This window comes from uncultured Acetatifactor sp., assembly GCF_948601915.1.
GTDB lineage: Bacteria > Bacillota > Clostridia > Lachnospirales > Lachnospiraceae > Acetatifactor.
The window spans coordinates 16,388-34,703 of the sequence record NZ_CAPDXS010000030.1 but is presented as its reverse complement, the minus strand read 5'-3'; the positions used below and the strand labels follow the sequence as shown (position 1 = coordinate 34,703).

Here is an 18,316-nt window from a genome sequence, read left to right as displayed (position 1 = left end):
GGCCTCCCAGTCCCTGCACCAGCTCCTGGATCCCCACAGCCTGCACCACCCCGCGGATGCGCTCCTCGTCCTCCCTGCGGGTGAAGTCGCTGATACAGATGTTCTCCCGCAGGGAGAAATGATAGTGCACGAAGTCCTGGGGCACCAGAGAGACGTCCCGGTAAAGCCCGCTTTTCCGTATCCCCGCTATGTCCCGGCCGTCATAATATACGCCCCCCGAGCAGACCTCATATGCTCCCGTCAGCACCTTGGAGAGGGTGGTCTTGCCGGAGCCGTTGACCCCCACGATGACCACATGCTCCCCCTTTCTGATGGTCAGGTCCACCCCGTCCAGGGCATCCCTGTCCCCGCCCGGATACCGGTAATGCACGCCACGCAGCTCCACTTCCCGCTGAAAGGGCCGGTAATCCTCCTCCCCCTCCTTCTCCGTCTCCGCCCGGAAGAAGTCATAGTATTCCTCCACATGGTGCCAGGACTGCAGGAACCGGGCCACGTATTCGCTGAGCATGGAGAGATTGTCCTGCAGCAGGCCGAAAGCCGTGAGGCAGGCCGCGAACTGCCCTACCGCCAGCCCGCCCCTGACCATCAAGAGCAATGCGATGGCCACATTCGCCACATAGCTCAGATTCTTCAGCATCACCCCGGCCGCGGACAGCCTGATGGCCTTCAGCTCCAGCTCCTCCATCTCCCGGACCACCTCCACATTGGCCCCCACCCATTTCTCCTTCAGGAACCCGGCGAAGCCCATGGTGCGCATCTCCTTCACAGGCTCCTTGGTGCAGAAGAGCTGCCACAGATACCGAAGCCTCCTCCTTTTCCCCGACTGCTCCCTGTAGGTGCCGCTCCTCCTCTTCTCGTTCAGGACATCGATCAGCAGATGGGGCAGCACGCCCAGCACCGCCCCGGGCAGGAGCCATAGGGAAAAGCTGCCCACCACGAAGAAAGTGCTGACGCAGACCAGCGCCGATTCCACGTCCATCAGCAGATAGGAGAACATCCTGCTGGCGGCCAGATGCCTGGAATAGGCCGCGTCCGCCTTCCGGAAGCCGTCCAGCACCTTCGCCTCCTCCAGGGCCTCCAGCCGCAGCCTCCTGGCGTAGCCGTACATGTTCCAGCCGTAGGTGCCCTCCTTCCTGCCCTCCCCGTACAGCCCCACCGCCCGCAGCAGCATGGTGCAGACCGCGGGGAAAGCGATGCAGATGCACAGATATATGTTTTTTCGTTTGAAAATAATTATATTTCCGCCGTCCAGCTCCGCCGCCAGCTGGAAGATCTCCGCCGTCAGGACAGGCTGCCACACCTGCAGCACGCCCTCCGCGATGCTGGTGAGCAGCTTGCCCCACAGCAGAAAGGGCATGAACCTGTTCATGTCCACCATGGCCTGCCGGAAATATCCCAGATGCTTCCTCATCCCGCTCATAGTCTGCCACCTGTCCTTTCCTGACCGATTCCCTCCCCGGCTCCTCCGGCTTCCGCCCGCTTCCCTGCCGTATCCCGTGGACAGGGACAGGATTGTAGCTGCTCCGGGCTCTCCGCATACCAGGAGCTCTGGGCCAGGTACATCGTCCTGTACAGCCCCTCTGTCCCCATCAGCTGCTCATGGCTGCCGTCCTGGACGATCCTGCCGCCGTCCAGCACCAGGATGCGGTCTGCCAGCCTGGCGCTGGCCAGGCGGTGGGAGATGATGATAGTGCCGTTTTTATGGAAAATCCGGACGAAGTTCTCATACATGCGGCTCTCGGCGATGGGATCCAAGGCCGCCGTGGGCTCGTCCAGCACACAGAACGCCGCGTCCGCCAGAAAGGCCCTGGCGATGGCCACCCGCTGCCACTGCCCCCTGGACAGCCCCCTGCCCTCCGCCTCCAGATGCCCCAGGCTCTGCTCCAGCCCCTTTCCCTCCCGGATAAGCTGCGCCCCGCCTGCCTGCTCCAGGGCCTCCTTGATCCGCCCGTCCTGGGAGAGCGCCGGGATGTCCCCCAGGGCCACATTTTCCCGCAGGGTCAGCTCATACTCCTGAAAATCCTGGAACACCACGGACAGGCACTTCCTCCGCAGAGGCTCGGACAGGTCCCGCACGTCCACGCCTCCCATGAGCACCCGCCCCGCGTCCGGCTCATACAGGCCGCAGAGCAGTTTTACCAGAGTGGACTTCCCGGCCCCGTTCTCCCCGGCAAAGGCCACCCGCTCTCCTGCCTTGATGCGGAACGTCACATTCTTCAGCACCTGCCTGTCCGTGCCCGGATAGGTGAAGCTCACGTTCTCGAAAGCGATGTCCCCATGGGCCAGCGCGTCTACATCGCGCCTGTCCCTGCGCTGGGGGAGCCTTAAGAACTCTCTGTAATACGCCACGTCCAGGGCGCTCCGGAAAGTGTCCGACACCGTCCAGGCGGCGTTCAGCATCTGCCCCGTAATGGAATGCAGGGAGCCCGCCACTGCCGCGAACTGCCCCACGGTGACCCTTCCCTGCAGGAACAGATGCGATAAGGTGATGATGATAAAGATGAAATAGGTGATGTTCAGGAACCTGCTGCCGCCCTCCAGGGCCAGCACCCTGCCCCCTGCCTTTCTGGTCTCCGCCTCCACGCCCCCGGCAAAGCGCCGCCATTTCTCCGCCATCAGCTCCTGGCTTCCGAATACCTTCATCTCGTACATGGCGTCCGGATTCTGCATCAGGCGCTTCAGATCCTCCAGCCTGCGCTCCGAGGCAGTGGTATCCCGTATCAGGGCATGGAGCCGCCTGGTTGCCTGGAAGTTCAGGGCCAGCATGGGGACTGCCAGCAGGAAGATGCCCGCCCCAATCCAGGGGGACACCGAGGCATAGACCCCCAGCATGATGAAAATGGACAGGAGCGTCTGCACCGTGCGCACGCTTCCGCCAAAGCAGCTCTTCACGTTCTCCCAGGGCTCCCCGCCGATCCGCTGGAGGATGCCCTGCACCTCCTGTGACTCGAAAGCGGCGTACTCCAGCCCGTCCAGCTTCTCCATGATGTCCGGCCCCATCTTCCCGATCAGCCGGATTTCCAGGACCTTGTCCTCATATCCCTGGAGCCTCTCCATGACGAACCACACAAGCAATGTGGCCACCAAAGCGCTGCCTGTGGCCATGAGCCTCTCCACCCCCTGCCCCGTGGCCCCGAAATGCACGCCGCCGTCCACCAGCCTCTGCACCAGCACCACCCGGAGCCCGCCGAAGAGCCCCGGTATCAGGCATACCAGAATGTACAGAAAAGCGTTCCAGGGCGCGTATCTTACCGTCAGCCCCAGGGCCAGGGCGCAGTTCCTTATTATCTTCATGATGTTCCCTCCTAGGAATTTCAGTCAAGAACATTATAGCATCTTGCCGGGCCTCCGGGGCATTCCTGTCACTTTTTGCAGGCTTCCCGTCACTTTCTGCACACTGGCAGATATTGACAGGAAAATAGGTACCAAAATAGCGAGGCCGGAATTTATCCGCCCCGCCGCAGCGCAGTCCGCAAGCATACGCCTCAATCCTTATCTATATTCCTTCTCTGTGCCCTTCGCCTCCTGGGGGAAACCGAACTGGCCCTTTTTATTCTGTGATATGTCGCTAATCTCCGAAAGCGACAGACCTGTTAATTCTGAGAGAAGCTCAGGAGACGCTCCATTTTGAAGCATGGTATTAATCAGGTGATCCCGGCCTTCTTCCCTGCCTTCCCGCAGCCCCTCCTCCCGGGCCTCTTTCCGGAACAAGCGCATATATTTCTTCTCATTATATTCGGTTAGCAGCATTTTAGTCACCTCCGCCCGAAAGGGCAATAAAATATCTTCCATGATGCCATGGTCAATACAATATGTTACCGCATCTTCGATGGCCTGGCTCACAGAGCTGCCACCCTGACGGTATGCCTTGATGCAGGCCACAAAACGGGAATACTCCTCCAGCCGCCTGCAGCCCGCGGTCAGCCCGCTGTTATGGCCATAGTTGATGTTCAGCATCCGGACCTTCAGCTCCAGGCAGGGTGGGAGTCCGGCTTCCCGCATGTCCGGAAAGGCATCTGTCAGCCGCAGGTACTGCTCATCTGGCATGGCATCGTCCCCGTTATAGAACACCACGCACTGGGGCGAGGGAAGCGGAATCAACGTCTGCCCGTAAATATTGGCTTTCGCCCTTGCCACCAGGCTCTCATATTCCGCGGCGATATAGAGCAGGAACCGCAGCGGAAGATTCGGGGAGAATGTGCTCTGATGCTCATACAGGTTCAGGGCTCCGGCCAGGAGAAAGGCCATGTCGTTCTTCATGGACATGTAGACCACATTGTCCAGGGTGACGATCTGCAACGCATGGGCATCGCGGTAGTCCGTGTGGTTCAGCGCGTTGTACAGCTGCAACAGGGCTTCCCTGTCCCGCTCGAAGATGTAGCAGAAGAGCCTGTCTTTTACGTTGCGGTTAGCAATGAACCGCCGTAGCGGCAGCCGGAAGCGCCGTTTCTTTCGTGGTACGAATTCCATCCTGGGCTTCATGTGGTATCCTCTCTTTCTGAAAATGATACGGCAGAGGACATACGTGACCCATAGGCTGTCCCTGCCAGTGCATGTGAATAAATCCGGCAGAAACTGCCTGAACGTGCGATTCGCACTCTTCACAGAAAAATGTTGACACAATTATCATAATACAGAAGAGAGGAATTGTCAAATATTAATTTTGTATTTTTTTTCGTATCATTTCTCATGTTTTTTCATTCATCAGTTGACAGACTCCCAACAAAAACACATCATCTGCCGGCATCCTGCAGCCGCACCACCACCCGGAACTCCCCTTCGCTGTAGTCCGTCGCCAGCAGCCCGCCGTATCTGTGGGCCAGGCGCTCCGCGCTGCGCAGTCCCAGGCCGTGCCCTACGCCGTTGTCCCGGCCTCGCTTCCCGGAGACGTAGCTTATCCCTTCCCGACGGGGTTCCACGGAGGTGTTCACTACCGTAATATAGTAGAATTCCTCCTCCCGCCGCATGCGCAGCCCAATCCGCCCCTGCCCGTCCAACCGGGCGCAGGCCTCCAGGGCATTGTCCAGGAGGTTCCCCAGAATCACACAGAAGTCCACCGCCTCTATCCCTGTCTGCGACAGCTGGCACAGCTGCAGGGACAGCTCCGTGCCCTGCCTCCCCGCGAGATAGAGCTTATCTCCCAGCAAAGCATCCACCGGGGCGCAGCCCGTCCTGGCAGGAATCATCCGCCGCTCCACATCCCGCCGGAAGCTGTCCAGGTAGTCCGCAAGCTCCCCGAAACGCTCCTCCTGGGCCAGGATTTCCAGCACCTTGATATGGTTCTTCAAATCATGCCACAGCTCCCTGGTGCGCTGGTACTGCTCCTCCACGTTCCTCAGATATTCCATCTGCCGGGCCCGGTCGGCATTCCCGGCAGAATCCCCGGGCATCCCTCTATCGCCTTTCCCGCCCCGGCCCTGCATTGGTGGCTCCATGGCATTCCTGCCATAACCTCCTGCCGGAATTCCTGTGGCGCTTCCGCCATAGCCCTCCAGCGGCCCCATGACGCTTCCGCCCCATCCCTGCGCCCAGGACTCCATTGCGCCTACACCAGCCTCTCCACATAGCCCCGCCAGATCCCGCATCCTCCGCCGTCTCCCCAGATACCCATAGCAGAAAAACAAAAGGAGCATCCATGCCTGCGCGCCGAACGCCCTGACCAAATCCTGCTCCCGCCACCCCCGCAGCGTCAGCCCCAAGAGCAGCAGCATCCCAAGGATGCCCTGCCCCTCTTCCAACAGGGCGTCCCTCCAGCCCTGCCAGAATCCGGCCGCGGCCCCCATAGTGCCGGGCCGATTCCAATCAGGCCGCTTTTCGCCCCACGGCTTCCCCGCGGAGGGAATCCCTCCGTTCCCCCCACAGCCGTCCCACGCTCCGCGCATCCCTGCGCCGTCCTCCTCCGCCTTCCACCGATGCAGCATCCTCCAAAGCGGGAACAAGAGCAGCATGCTCTCCGCCAGCAGCACCCTGACCGCAAACAGCGCCCCGCTCTCCCCTCCCGGCCCCGCGATTCCCTGCAGAATCAAATCCGCCATCCGTATCATCCCTGCCCCATAGACGGCAAATTCCAGGAATCCCACAAGGGATTCCGCAAAACGTGCCTCCGGCGCTGCCAGTCTCCCATTTCCGGCACCCCTGCCGATTCCCCTGTCTCCCTGCGCCCCGTTGCCTCCTCCGTGCGGCAATGTCCCTGCCGCCCCTTTTGCCCCTGCCGCCTTCGTTCTCAAAGCCCCCATCCTGCCCCATACAGCGCTTTCCCCTCGGCGCAGACACAGGGCGACCCAAATCACCAGGTTCCCTGTCAGCAATATCCCGTTCACCATATCGAATTCCGCCATCCGCACCACCCCCTTCTCCTCTGCCAGTCCCTCGCTACCCTTTCCGCAGCATCAGCCTGCGGTTCACTTCCTTCTCATACCCCCGGCTTATGGGAACCTCCGTCCCGTCCTCCAGCCACAGGCTCCTCCCCTTCCAGCCGCGCACATACCGCTCCTGCACCAGGTAGCTTTTGTGGCACCGCAGGAACCCGCCGCCCTCCAGCTCCCGCTCCAGCTCGTCCAGCTTCCGGTAAAAAGCATGGCTCTCCCTGCCGGTGTGCAGCACTACCACCCGCTTCCTGCTCTCGAAATAGAGGATATCCTCCCTGGGGACCCTGCAGGTCTGATGCCCCTGCGCAAAGGAAAACCAACATGCCTCCCCCAGCTCCCTGCCGCAGTCCTCCATCACCCGGGAAAGCTCCCGCTCCGCCTCCTCCTTCAGCAGATACCGGAACGCCCTGACCTCATACCCCTTCCTGGCATATTCCGAAAGGCTGGTCAGGAAGACGATTATGCACTTCTCCCCTCTCTGCCGCAGGGCCCTGGCCGTCTCCAGCCCGTCCATCCCGGGCATGCGGATGTCAAGGAATACCACATCCGCATAGTCATCCGGCGCTTCCAGGGCCGCTAAAAGCGCCTCCCCGTCGGCATACTCCGCCACCTGGATGTCCGTCCCCCTAGCGAAGCTGTCCTTTACCAGAATGTCCCTGAGATATGTCCGAAAAACCGCCTCATCGTCACAGATTGCTATCCTCATCCTTCCATCTACTCCTACTGCATGATTCTTCTCCCATTATAGGGCATATCCTGCAAAAAATCATCCATTATCTTCCGCCGAAGCATCTGACGCGACAGCCATGGCCTGCAGGTTCGATGCAAAAGGCTGGGGCGCGTCCAAATATTCAGACACGCCCCTACCTTTTATCTGCGCTTTCCTCAATCCTCCAGATACTCCCTGTAATCCGCCTCGCTGGCAAAGAGGACATACCTCCCGTTCACCAGTCCCATGTATCCCTCCGAAGTATTATATCCTTTCATCAGATTACCTCCTGTCCAAAATCAGCTCTCATCCGCTGTTCTGGATAAAAGGTAACATTTTTTGAGGGTCATAAAACTCCCTCAAAACACCAGGGCTTCGATTTCTACCGGATTTCTACCGGATTTCTACCGGATTTTCATCGCTCAGTCCCGGGATTCAGGCAAAGCCCCGGCGGATCCGCGCCCCTGTATCCGCTTCAGCCATGCTATGGCACAGCCTCCGGCACGTCCTCCAGGAACACTTCCGCCTCCTTCAGGAACCCCTCCGTCCACGCCATCAAAAGCTCCGCGTCCTTTTCCATCAGCCCTGTCTTCTTATATTTATAGGTAAAAGAGGGCTTCCCATAGGCTGTAAAGGACAGGCTCGGGCCGAACTTGCGCAGGACTTCCGGTATCTTCGCCGGGTTCACCTCCGCGTCCGGGCGGAAGAGGAACGTAATCTTCTCGTTCTTGCCCTTGATGTCCGTCATATACAGCTTGTGGGCCGCCACCCGGATCAGGGCGATGCGCAGCAGGTTGTCCACGGATTTGGGAATCTCCCCGAAGCGGTCCAGCAGCTCGTCCCGCATGTCGTCCCGCTCCTTCTCGTTCTCGATGCCGGCGATCCGCTTGTAGATGTCCAGCTTCTGCACCTCGTTGACGATATAGGTGGGCGGGATGAAAGCGTCCACGTCCAGGTCGATCACCGTGGCGAAGTCCTGGGCCACCTTCCCCCCCTTTAGGCCCTGCACGGCCTCGTTGAGCATCTTGCAGTACAGGTCGTACCCCACCGCCTCCATATGCCCGTGCTGGCGCACCCCCAGGAGGTTCCCCGCCCCCCGGATTTCCAGGTCCCGCATGGCGATCTTGAAGCCGCTGCCTAAGTCGGTGAACTCCCGGATGGCGGAAAGGCGCTTCTCCGCCACCTCCTTCAGCATCTTGTCCCGCCTGTACATCAAAAAGGCGTAGGCGGTGCGGTTGGAACGGCCCACCCGGCCCCGCAGCTGGTAGAGCTGGGACAGGCCTAAGTTATCGGAATCGTGGATGATCATGGTGTTCACGTTGGAGATGTCCAGCCCGGTCTCGATGATGGTGGTGGACACCAGCACGTCGATCTCCCCGCCGATAAAGTCGAACATGATCCGCTCCAGCTCGCTCTCCTTCATCTGGCCGTGGGCGTAGGACACGTTGGCCTCGGGCAGCAGCGCCGCCAACTGGGCGGTGACGTCCGCGATGTTGTTCACCCGGTTGTACACATAGTACACCTGCCCGCCCCTGGCCAGCTCCCTGGAGACGGCCTCCCGCACCAGCTCCTCGTTGTATTCGCACACGAAGGTCTGGATGGGCTGGCGGTCCCCCGGAGGCTCCTCCAGCACGCTCATGTCCCGTATGCCGATCAGGCTCATGTGCAGCGTCCTGGGGATGGGGGTGGCGGTGAGGGTCAGCACGTCCACGTCCTCCTTGAGCTTCTTGATCTTCTCCTTGTGGGTCACGCCGAAGCGCTGCTCCTCGTCTATGATCAGGAGCCCTAAGTCCTTGAACTTCACGTCGCCGGACAGTACCCTGTGGGTGCCGATCACGATGTCCACCAGGCCCTTCTGGAGATCAGTGACGGTCTTCTTGATCTCCCCCGGGGTGCGGAAGCGGCTCATGAGCTCTATACGGATGGGATAGTCCTTCATGCGCTGGACAAAGGTAGTGTGGTGCTGTTGGGCCAGGATGGTGGTAGGGACAAGGTACACCACTTGCTTGCCCTCCTGAACGGCCTTGAAGGCCGCCCGGATGGCGATTTCGGTCTTGCCGTAGCCCACGTCCCCGCAGATGAGGCGATCCATGATTTTGCCGCTCTCCATGTCGGACTTTGTGTCCGCGATGGCCGCCAGCTGATCCTCCGTCTCCTCAAACGGGAACATCTCCTCGAACTCCCGCTGCCAGACGGTATCCTTTTCATAGGCATGACCCTGGCTCTGCTGGCGCAGGGCGTAGAGCTGCACCAGATCCGTGGCCACCTCGCTCACCGCGCTGCGGACCTTGGTCTTGGTGCGCTCCCATTCCTTGGAGCCCAGCTTGTTGAGCTTCGGCTTCTTGGCATCGGCGGAGGCGTATTTCTGAATCACGTCCAAGCCGGTGGCCAGCACGTAGAGGTTGCCGCCGTCCCGGTACTCTATCTTGATGTAGTCCTTGACCACGCCCTCCATCTCCACCTTCTCGATGCCCTGGTAGACACCTAAGCCGTGGCTTTCGTGGACCACGTAGTCCCCCACCTTCAGCTCATTGAAGTCCTTGATCTTCTGGCCCTCGTAGAGCCGCTTGGCGCGCTTCTTCTTTTTCTCCGCGCCGAAGATGTCCGTCTCGGAGAGCACCACGAATTTCAGCAGAGGGTACTCGAAGCCCTTGTCTACATGGCCGTAATAGGTCACCACCTCCCCGGCCTGGACCTCCCGCAGGGGATCTTCTGTGTAGATGGCGGTGAGCTCCTGATCCCGCAGGTCCTCCGCCAGGCGCTTTGCCCTGGTACGGGAGCCGGACAGCAGCAGGACACGGTAGCCGTTTCTGCGGAACATCTTCAGATCCCGCACCAAAGCCTCGAAGCTGTTGTTGTAGGGGGCCACGTTCCTGGCGGCCACGTCCATCTTCCGGTCGGGCTTGAAATACCCCTTTGCCTCCATGGTGGACAGGGTGACCACGCTGCCCTTTAAGAGATTGGCCGCCACCTGCTCCCCGCTGTAGAGGACGTTCATCTGGCCGGGCAGGATGTAGCCCTTCTGGGCCCGCTGGCGCATGCTCTCGGAGAACTCCAGCTCTATGGCATCCGCCTGCTCCTTCACACGGTTAGGTTCGTCTATGAAATACACCGGCCCGGCATTCCCCGCAGCCGCTCTGCCGCCTCTGTTCAGCCTACCGCCTGCCGCGCCCGGAGCACCGCCGACCGTCTGCTTCCCGCCTGCCGCGCCTGTGGCACCGCCTACCGCCTGCCCGGAGCCCTCTCCCGGGACAGGGCCGCCCCGGGCAATCCGCACCAGGAGCTCCGGCAGGGTCATGGTATCCTCGTAGAAATACCGGATGTATCCCTCCAGGTTCACCTTAGCCTTGAATTCCAGGAGCTGCTCCTTCAGCTCCTTTACCTGGGTGGCGATGCGGTGGGCTTCCTCGGTCTGGAAAGCGTCCCGGAAGATTTTCTGCTGCTTGGCGCTCTCGGCCTCCAGCTTTTTGACCCCCGCACGAATCCGCTCCTCCTCCAGCACGAACTCCGTGGCGGGGAAGACGGAGACTCCCTCCAGGTTCTCGATGGAGCGCTGGCTTAAGATGTCGAAGCTGCGGATGGACTCCACCTCGTCCCCCCACAGCTCGATGCGGTAGGGGTTCTCCTCGGTGAGGTCGAAGATGTCGATGATGCCGCCCCGGACGGAGAACTGGCCAGGGCTCTCCACCTGGTAGCTCTTCTCATAGCCCATGTCCACCAGCCGTCTGCTCAGGGCGCTCTCCTCCAGGGTGCTGCCCTTGTACACATCGATGACGTCCCTGTCCGCGTCCCACATGACCTGGGGGGACATGAGGGCCGCGTAGGTGGTGACGATGGTCACGGGCTTCTTCTCCATGAGCCTGCGCAGCACCTTGACCCTTTCCTTCACCAGCTGGTTGCCGTGGATGTCCGCCTGGAAGAAGATCAGGTCTTTGGCGGGGTATAACATGACATTCCTGTCATAAAACCGGTATTCCTCAAAGAGCTCCTTTGCCTTCAGGTCGCTGTAAGTGACGATGACCTTGATGCGGAAGCCATCGCCCAGCCCGTAGATCATATGCAGCTTCTGGGAGTCCACACAGCCGGTGAGGGCGGTGATGCCCAGACCTTTCCGGATGGCCTCCCTGATATTGCCGTATTCCGCCAGCTCCTGCAGCGGCGCCAGTAATGCCTGCATTGCGTCCTCCTAAATCTTTGCTGCCTTTGCAACCTTCTTTGCCTTTTCCATTAATACAATATCTGCTAAATCTTTCTCTCTGCCCAGCTTCTTTTTCATCCGTATCAGTCCTTCTACGCATACAACAGGAACACCGTTCATTATTTCCACTGTCCCCTCAATCCAGTTTTCAAAAATCTCCACATCCTCAGAATATATATGCAGCGATTAAATCTTGCCCAAAAACCGGATAAACGGCATGACTGGCTGCGCTATGCGACTGGCAAGAATTAAATGCCGTTTATATAGGATTTTTCTAGTTCCATCTTCACAGTACGTGACCGCGTACCCCTGCTGCTCCAGTCTGTCTGCCAGAGATGTACTGCATCCCAAATCAATATCCTGTGTTTGTAAGCGAAACCCATGCAGAACCATAGCGCCTCCGGCAACTACCCAGTATTCCTCTTTCGAAAAAGGAAGCTCCTGAAGCCTTTGCACCAATGAATATTTATCAAACATATGGACTAAGCCCCCATATCCCGGCACTTTGCTCCCGCCGCAGGCTCACCGGGGGACGCGGGTTCCTCCGGCTTCCGGGCTTCCTGCTCAGGCTCTCCCCGCTTTTTCAGCTCTTTCGGCTTTTTCGAATCTTTCGCCGGCTTCTTCACGGTATTGAACCGGTTCATGGCAGCATCCGGCCCCTCCGCGATAATCGTCCGGATGGCATCCGCCGCCCGGGCTGCCGCCTCGTCCATGGCCTCCCTGTCCTTCGGCGGGAACCGCCCCAGCACATAGTCCACCAGGTCCCAGCCAGCGGGCTTCTCTCCCACGCCCATCTTCACCCGGATAAAGGAATCGTGGCCCAGATGGGCGATGATGTTCTTCAGGCCGTTGTGGCCGCCTGCGCTGCCCTTCTTGCGGATGCGGATCTGCCCCACCTCCAGGCTCACGTCGTCGGAGATGACAATCAGCTCCGCGGTCTCGTCCACCTTGTAGAAGTCGATCAGCTGCCTGACGCACTCGCCGCTTAGGTTCATATAAGTCTGGGGCTTGGCCAGGACGCACTTCTGCCCCGCTGCCATGCCCTTGCCGATGATGGCCTTGTGCTTCTTCTCCAGAATGGAGATGTTCTCCTTCGCCGCCAGCTTATCCAGCACCAGAAAGCCCACGTTGTGCCGTGTGCCCTCGTATTCCCTGCCGGGGTTCCCCAGCCCTACAATAATATACATATCTGTCTCCTGTCCTCTGGCCGCGCGCCCGGCCTGTCCCTGCATCAAATCCGCCGGAAAGCCTTCTCGCTTCCCGTCATGTCTCTTTCGATGGCACCGCCACCATTGAACCGGCGCTGGACCGGATGGAATCCATATACTCCTTCAGTCTCTCCCTCTGAGCCAAAATGCATGCGTCCGAGTCGAAAAAGGCAATCAGCTCTTCCCTGCCTATCCAGCGATAGCCAATGGTCTCGCCCTCCTGCAGCACGATGGAATCCTTCGGCGCGTCCGTGACGCACAGGTAGCCGTGGTGGATGGCATGGCTTCTGTCGCTCACGATGCGGTACAGCTCCTCCAGCTCCCCGGCCTCTATCCCGCTCTCCTCCCGAAGCTCCCTGACGGCACCCTGCAGGGGCGTCTCCCCCTTCAGGGCGCTTCCTCCCGCGCCAATCTCCTCGAAGCCGGGGTAGGCCTCCTTCCTGAAGTCCCTCTGCAGCAGGAGATATTCCCCGTCCGCATGCCTCACCACCACCTCGCAGACCAGGTGGTAGAGGCCCTCTCCAATCTTTTCCCCGCGTATCAGATCCGTCCCTGTCTTTGCTCCCTGCCTGTCATAGGCGTCCCAGATTTCCATAGGCTGCTCCTGTCGGTTTTGTTTTTAATCGCCTATTATTATACATACCATGGCGGGCAGTTGTAAAGCGAAATGGCAGATAATCTAAAAAATCCCCGGCACGCTCCATGCCGGGGATTGTCCCAAAACCATTCTAAAATTATATCCGTTCGCAATGGGCTTATGTATCCGAAATATTTATGCAACTCATTCAAATAGTCCGAATTTATATTCTCTTTTAAACATCCCAGGAACAGATATTCCCCATTCCATTCACTCTCTCCACAACGGAAGTCGAAATCCTTCAGAATATCCATTCCTATCAGAATATATGGCACAAATTTTGTCACTCTCCGCCACGGCCCTGTCTGCCTCCTCATTCAGCTTCCTGCCGATATATGCAATTCTGTAAAATCAGTAAAATATCCTTAAAATATTCACCAAATATTCACATAGATAAAATTTACGAATATTTTATTGAAATTCCAGTGCCGATGTGGTATGCTAGATATCAATAATCAGAAAGGTACCACTCGGTAAAAGGTGAAGGAATGAGTAGTCGATAACAGAATTCGGAAAAAGCAGACAAATTTTTGCGGAAGCCTGTGACACAGGCCTGTTTGCATATGCCGAATCCGTTATCGCTCCTATTCTGGAAGCCTTTTTTCTATGCCAGATCATGCCGTATCATGCCGGAATTTCCCCTATTTCCGTTTCAGGCGTATCCCCCTATGGGAACAGCATGCGAACAGGCTTCCCTTGCGAACGGCTTTTGTTTCGGCCCTACAGACAGGCCGGCAGGTTTTCGGAACAGGAGGCCATAATGCTACAGATAAAGAACCTAAGCATCACCCATAAAAAAGACCTGCGAATGATCCTGCAGGATTTCTCCTTCGTGCTGAACCAGGGAGACAAGGCTGTCGTCATCGGTGAGGAGGGCAACGGCAAGTCCACGCTGTTGAAATGGATCTACGATCCGGAGCTGATAGAACCCTATGCCGAGGCCGCCGGGGAGCGGATTGCCGCCGGGGAGCGCCTGGCCTATCTGCCCCAGGAGTTACAGAAGAAGGACGCTGCGAAGACCCTCTACGAATTCTTCGCGGAAGACCCGTCCTTCTTCGAGCAGACCCCCCGGGAGCTGGGGCAGCTTGCAGGCAGCTTCCATCTGCCACAGGACTTCTTCTACAGCGACCAGCCAATGGACAGCCTGTCCGGCGGCGAGAAGGTGAAGGCCCAGATGATGCGGCTCCTGATGTCCCAGCCCACCGTGCTCCTGCTGGACGAGCCCTCCAACGACCTGGACATCGGCACGCTGCAATGGCTGGAGGAAATGATTCTGAACTGGCAGGGGGTAGTGCTCTACATCTCCCACGACGAGACCCTGATAGAGCGCACGGCCAACATGGTGATCCACATCGAGCAGATCCGCCGTAAAACCGTAAGCCGGTACACGGTGTCCCATATGCCCTATCTGCAGTACAGGCAGGAGCGGGAGGACAAATTTGAGAAGCAGGCCAGACAGGCGGCCAGCGAGCGCAGGGAGAAGGAAATCCGGGACGAGAAATACCGGCGAATCGAGCAGAGCGTGGAGCACCGGCTGAATACCGTCAGCAGGCAGGCTCCCGGCAAGGGAAGGCTCCTGAAAAAGAAGATGAAGGCCGTGAAGAGCATGGAGCGCCGCTTCGAGCGCCAGGACGAGGACATGACCCAGATGCCCGAGGAGGAGTCCGCCATCTTCTTCAAGCTCGGCGAAAAGGATGCCGCCATCCCCGCGGGCAAGACCGTCATCGACTACAGCCTGCCCTGCCTGCGGACGCCGGACGGCGCAAGAATCCTTGCGAAGGATGTCTCCCTGCACGTCCGCGGCTCTGAAAAAATCGGCATCATCGGCCACAACGGCGCGGGCAAGACCACGCTGCTGCGCATGATTGCCGAAGAGCTCTTGGCCCGGACGGACATCCACGCGGCCTACATGCCCCAGAATTACGAGGATCTGCTGAACCTGGAAACGAATCCCGTGGACTACCTGGCCCGGACCGGGGACAAGGAGGAGCTGACCCAGATCCGGACTTTCCTGGGCTCCCTGAAATACACCTTCGACGAGATGGATCATCCGATCGCGGAGCTCTCCGGAGGCCAGAAGGCCAAGGTGCTGCTGTTGAAGATGAGCCTGTCCGGGGCCAATGTGCTGATTCTGGACGAGCCTACGCGGAACTTCTCCGCCCTGTCCGCCCCGGTGATCCGGCGGATGCTGGCGGAATTCCCCGGGGCCGTCATCAGCATCTCCCATGACAGGAAGTACCTGACGGAGGTCTGCGACAAGGTATACCGGCTCACGGAAGAAGGGCTCCTGAAAGATTCCTCCCTTCTCCGTGAACCCCATTGAGCCGCCCCCACAGACCCCTGGCAGACACAAATTGCCATGGCATATAACGCTATAGTACAAAGGGGCTGCCGCTCTAAACGGCAGCCCCTTGGGGGATTTCACTGTCTGTCTTCCTATGATGTCACATCTCACTCCCCGTCCGGCTCCTCCAAAGCCCTCCTGTAGCTCTCCAGGATCACCTCCTGGATGGCTTCCCTTGCGGAGGCATTGATGGGATGGGCAATATCCTTGTATTCCCCGTCTGCCGTCCTCTTGCTGGGCATTGCGATGAACAGGCCCTTGTCGCCCTCTATCACCTTGATGTCATGCACCACGAACTCCTCGTCCAGGGTGATCGAGACAATTGCCTTCATCCTGCCTTCCTTCGCAATCTTGCGAACGCGAACATCTGTAACCTGCATCCTTTAAAACCCCCTTATCCGGAATCAAAAGCCACCTATGTCACATCGTGTATCTTTCGTTTCTCTCTACTACAATGCGAATCTGCCCATCTTCCCCCACATAGCGGGAATTTGCCCGAATGGTGCTATGGCTTTCTAAGATGCAATTCTCTATGTAAGTGTTGTCGCCGATGTACACATCATTCAGAATGATGGAATTCTTGATGACGCAATTATTGCCTATATAACTCTTCTTGAACACCACGGAGCTCTCCACAGTGCCGTTGACGATGCAGCCGCTGGATATCAGGCTGTTGCGCACGCGGGCTCCCATATTGTACTTGGCCGGGGCCAGGTCGTCCACCTTGGAGTAGACGTCCGGGTACTGCTTGAAGAAATAGCCTCTCACCTCGGGCTTTAAGAAGTCCATGTTGGTGGCGTAGTAATCCTCCACGGAGGCGATGTTCCTCCAGTAGTCCCGTATCTTGTAGCCGTAGATCCGCTTCACGTCCTTGTAGCGGATCAGGATGTCCCTGACGATGTCGTACCTGTCCTCCTCGATGCACTTCTCCACCATCTCTATGAGCTGGCGCCTGCGGAGGATGTAGATGCCGCAGGAGATGACCCGGGATTTCGCGTGCAGGGGCTTCTCCTCGAACTCCTCGATGCGGCTCTCCTCGTTCATACGGATGGTCCCGAAGCGCTCCAGATCCGCGTTAGGCCCCATGTCCCGACAGACTACAGTGATGTCTGCCCTCCTCTCGATGTGGTATTCCATGACCTTGTTGAAATCCATCTTGTACACGCCGTCCCCGGAGGCTATCAGCACATAGGGCTCATGGCTGCTCCGCAGGAAATCCAGGTTCTGGTAGATGGCGTCCGCCGTGCCCCTGTACCAGTTGCTGTTCTGGGCCGTGACCGCAGGGGTGAACACATACAGGCCCCCCTGCTTGCGCCCGAAGTCCCACCACTTGGAGGAGCTTAAGTGCTCGTGCAGGCTGCTGGCATTGTACTGGGTCAGCACCGCCACCTTCTGGATATGGGAGTTGGACATGTTGCTCAGGGTAAAGTCGATGCTGCGGTAGCTCCCCGCGATGGGCATGGCGCATACGGCCCGCCTGTAGGACAGCTCCTGCATCCTGCGGTTGTTGCCTCCGGCTAAAATGATTCCGATCGCCCTCATTGCTCTTCACCTGCCTTAATCAAAGTTTTGCCGCCCGGCAGACAGGAGCCCTCATAATCCAGGCCTGTGGTGACGCCGAAGATGACCGCGTTCTTGCCCACGGTGATGCCGTTGGGGACGACGCTGCGCTCCCCTATGGTCACGATGTCGTGATTGTAGATATGAGGGGCGATCTCATTTTCCACCGACTCTCCCACGCCCAGCCGCACATGGTCCCCAATCCGCACCTCCTCGTCCACGATGGCCTTGTTCACCTCGCAATGGTTCCCTATCTGGGTCTGGTTCATGATGATGGAATCCCGCACCACAGTGCCTTTTCCTATGGTGACCCCGCAGCCTATGACGGAATGGTACACCTTCCCGTAGATATCCGTGCCCTCCCCGATGATGCTGGTCTCCACCACGCTGTCCTCCGAGAAGTACTGCGGGGGCTGAATCTCGCTTTTGGTATATATCTTCCAGTATTCCTCATAGAGGTTGAATTCCGGCACGATGTCGATGAGCTCCATGTTGGCCTCCCAGTAGGAGTGCAGGGTGCCTACGTCCTTCCAGTAGCCGTTGAACTCGTAGGCGTAGAGGAACGCGCCCTTCTGGTGGCAGTAGGGGATCACATGCTTGCCGAAGTCCAGCGCGGGCTGCTCCGCCATGGCCATCAGCGCCCTCTTCAGGGTCTTCCAGTTGAAGATGTAGATCCCCATGCTGGCCAGGTTGCTCCTGGGGTTCTTGGGCTTTTCCTCGAAATCGGTGATTCTGCGCTTCTCATCGGCGATCATGATGCCGAAGCGGCTGGCCTCCTCCCTGGGCACCGGCATGACTGCGATGGTCACGTCCGCGTTGTTCTCCTTATGGAAATCCAACATCAGCTCGTAGTCCATCTTGTAGATATGGTCACCGGACAGGATCAATACATAGTCGGGATGGTAGCGCTCCATGTATTCCATGTTCTGGTAGATGGCATTGGCCGTGCCCGTGTACCATTCGCTGTTGGAGCTCCTCTCATAGGGCGGCAGCACCGTGACCCCGCCTATATTGCGGTCCAGATCCCAGGGGATGCCGATCCCGATGTGGGAATTCAGCCGCAGGGGCTGGTACTGGGTCAGGACCCCCACGGTATCCACCCCGGAATTGATGCAGTTGGAGAGCGGAAAATCGATGATCCGGTATTTCCCTCCGAACGCCACGGCAGGCTTCGCCATCTTGGATGTCAGCACACCCAGCCGACTGCCCTGCCCGCCTGCCAGAAGCATGGCAATCATTTCTTTCTTCACCATAGTTGTCACCTCTGTTTTCGTGCGCTTCGGCGCGTATGG

Annotated in this window: 13 protein-coding genes and 2 pseudogenes (1 of these 15 only partly in view); 1 reads left to right on the top strand and 14 read right to left on the bottom strand. The window is 58.6% G+C overall.

Annotated elements, in window-relative coordinates; genetic code table 11:
- From Q2B33_RS07250 to Q2B33_RS07200, 11 genes and pseudogenes are all read right to left on the bottom strand, one after another.
- Positions 1-1,420 (bottom strand): annotated as a pseudogene (locus Q2B33_RS07250) (ABC transporter ATP-binding protein); it reaches 344 nt to the left of the window's first position.
- Positions 1,417-3,294, bottom strand: a complete 1,878-nt coding sequence (locus Q2B33_RS07245) for an ABC transporter ATP-binding protein (protein ID WP_300563649.1) — start codon at positions 3,292-3,294, stop codon at positions 1,417-1,419. The pseudogene Q2B33_RS07250 and the gene Q2B33_RS07245 overlap by 4 nt, the downstream one beginning before the upstream one ends.
- A gap of 198 nt (positions 3,295-3,492) precedes the next feature.
- Positions 3,493-4,470 (bottom strand): hypothetical protein, encoded by a 978-nt coding sequence (locus tag Q2B33_RS07240; RefSeq protein ID WP_300888953.1) that lies wholly within the window; start codon positions 4,468-4,470, stop codon positions 3,493-3,495.
- Between the two features lie 263 nt (positions 4,471-4,733).
- Positions 4,734-6,338: a sensor histidine kinase gene (locus Q2B33_RS07235; RefSeq protein ID WP_300563653.1), complete on the bottom strand. Its 1,605-nt coding sequence runs from the start codon at positions 6,336-6,338 to the stop codon at positions 4,734-4,736.
- 34 nt (positions 6,339-6,372) lie between these two features.
- Positions 6,373-7,074, bottom strand: a complete 702-nt coding sequence (locus Q2B33_RS07230) for a LytTR family DNA-binding domain-containing protein (protein WP_296477659.1) — start codon at positions 7,072-7,074, stop codon at positions 6,373-6,375.
- Positions 7,075-7,561: 487 nt separating this feature from the next.
- Positions 7,562-11,254 carry a transcription-repair coupling factor gene (gene mfd, locus Q2B33_RS07225; RefSeq protein WP_300563658.1) on the bottom strand — a complete coding sequence of 1,231 codons (3,693 nt, stop codon included), beginning with the start codon at positions 11,252-11,254 and terminating at the stop codon, positions 7,562-7,564.
- A 9-nt stretch (positions 11,255-11,263) separates the two neighbouring features.
- On the bottom strand, positions 11,264-11,437 hold the full coding sequence (locus tag Q2B33_RS07220) for a hypothetical protein (RefSeq protein WP_300563660.1): 174 nt from the start codon (positions 11,435-11,437) through the stop codon (positions 11,264-11,266).
- Between the two features lie 24 nt (positions 11,438-11,461).
- A complete protein-coding gene (locus tag Q2B33_RS07215) occupies positions 11,462-11,752 on the bottom strand; it encodes a hypothetical protein (protein WP_300563662.1) in 291 nt (96 codons plus the stop codon).
- A gap of 140 nt (positions 11,753-11,892) precedes the next feature.
- Positions 11,893-12,462: pseudogene (gene pth / locus Q2B33_RS07210) on the bottom strand (aminoacyl-tRNA hydrolase); the annotation flags it as partial.
- Positions 12,463-12,538: 76 nt separating this feature from the next.
- Positions 12,539-13,078, bottom strand: coding sequence for an NUDIX domain-containing protein (locus Q2B33_RS07205; protein ID WP_300563664.1), 540 nt, complete (start codon positions 13,076-13,078; stop codon positions 12,539-12,541).
- 38 nt (positions 13,079-13,116) lie between these two features.
- Complete coding sequence (locus tag Q2B33_RS07200) at positions 13,117-13,437, bottom strand: hypothetical protein (RefSeq protein WP_300563666.1); 321 nt, start codon at positions 13,435-13,437, stop codon at positions 13,117-13,119.
- Between the two features lie 443 nt (positions 13,438-13,880).
- Between Q2B33_RS07200 and Q2B33_RS07195 the strand changes: the two genes are divergently transcribed.
- Positions 13,881-15,443, top strand: coding sequence for an ATP-binding cassette domain-containing protein (locus Q2B33_RS07195; protein WP_300563668.1), 1,563 nt, complete (start codon positions 13,881-13,883; stop codon positions 15,441-15,443).
- A gap of 128 nt (positions 15,444-15,571) precedes the next feature.
- Here the strand turns inward: Q2B33_RS07195 and spoVG are convergent, their stop codons facing one another.
- From spoVG to Q2B33_RS07180, 3 genes are read right to left on the bottom strand one after another with little or no spacing between them, the layout of a single operon-like run.
- Positions 15,572-15,844, bottom strand: coding sequence for a septation regulator SpoVG (gene spoVG, locus Q2B33_RS07190; RefSeq protein WP_296460989.1), 273 nt, complete (start codon positions 15,842-15,844; stop codon positions 15,572-15,574).
- A 40-nt stretch (positions 15,845-15,884) separates the two neighbouring features.
- Positions 15,885-17,006 carry a glucose-1-phosphate adenylyltransferase subunit GlgD gene (gene glgD, locus Q2B33_RS07185; RefSeq protein ID WP_296460991.1) on the bottom strand — a complete coding sequence of 374 codons (1,122 nt, stop codon included), beginning with the start codon at positions 17,004-17,006 and terminating at the stop codon, positions 15,885-15,887.
- Positions 17,003-18,277, bottom strand: a complete 1,275-nt coding sequence (locus Q2B33_RS07180) for a glucose-1-phosphate adenylyltransferase (RefSeq protein WP_300563671.1) — start codon at positions 18,275-18,277, stop codon at positions 17,003-17,005. The genes glgD and Q2B33_RS07180 overlap by 4 nt, the downstream gene beginning before the upstream one ends.
- Positions 18,278-18,316 lie beyond the last annotated feature (39 nt).

Bases quoted from the DNA above. Each gene is read 5' to 3' on its own strand.
- Q2B33_RS07245 (WP_300563649.1), bottom strand. From the start codon at position 3,294: ATGAAGATAATAAGGAACTGCGCCCTGGCCCTGGGGCTGACGGTAAGA.
- Q2B33_RS07240 (WP_300888953.1), bottom strand. From the start codon at position 4,470: ATGGAATTCGTACCACGAAAGAAACGGCGCTTCCGGCTGCCGCTACGG.
- Q2B33_RS07235 (WP_300563653.1), bottom strand. From the start codon at position 6,338: ATGGCGGAATTCGATATGGTGAACGGGATATTGCTGACAGGGAACCTG.
- Q2B33_RS07230 (WP_296477659.1), bottom strand. From the start codon at position 7,074: ATGAGGATAGCAATCTGTGACGATGAGGCGGTTTTTCGGACATATCTC.
- mfd (WP_300563658.1), bottom strand. From the start codon at position 11,254: ATGCAGGCATTACTGGCGCCGCTGCAGGAGCTGGCGGAATACGGCAAT.
- Q2B33_RS07215 (WP_300563662.1), bottom strand. From the start codon at position 11,752: ATGTTTGATAAATATTCATTGGTGCAAAGGCTTCAGGAGCTTCCTTTT.
- Q2B33_RS07205 (WP_300563664.1), bottom strand. From the start codon at position 13,078: ATGGAAATCTGGGACGCCTATGACAGGCAGGGAGCAAAGACAGGGACG.
- Q2B33_RS07200 (WP_300563666.1), bottom strand. From the start codon at position 13,437: ATGAGGAGGCAGACAGGGCCGTGGCGGAGAGTGACAAAATTTGTGCCA.
- Q2B33_RS07195 (WP_300563668.1), top strand. From the start codon at position 13,881: ATGCTACAGATAAAGAACCTAAGCATCACCCATAAAAAAGACCTGCGA.
- spoVG (WP_296460989.1), bottom strand. From the start codon at position 15,844: ATGCAGGTTACAGATGTTCGCGTTCGCAAGATTGCGAAGGAAGGCAGG.
- glgD (WP_296460991.1), bottom strand. From the start codon at position 17,006: ATGAGGGCGATCGGAATCATTTTAGCCGGAGGCAACAACCGCAGGATG.
- Q2B33_RS07180 (WP_300563671.1), bottom strand. From the start codon at position 18,277: ATGGTGAAGAAAGAAATGATTGCCATGCTTCTGGCAGGCGGGCAGGGC.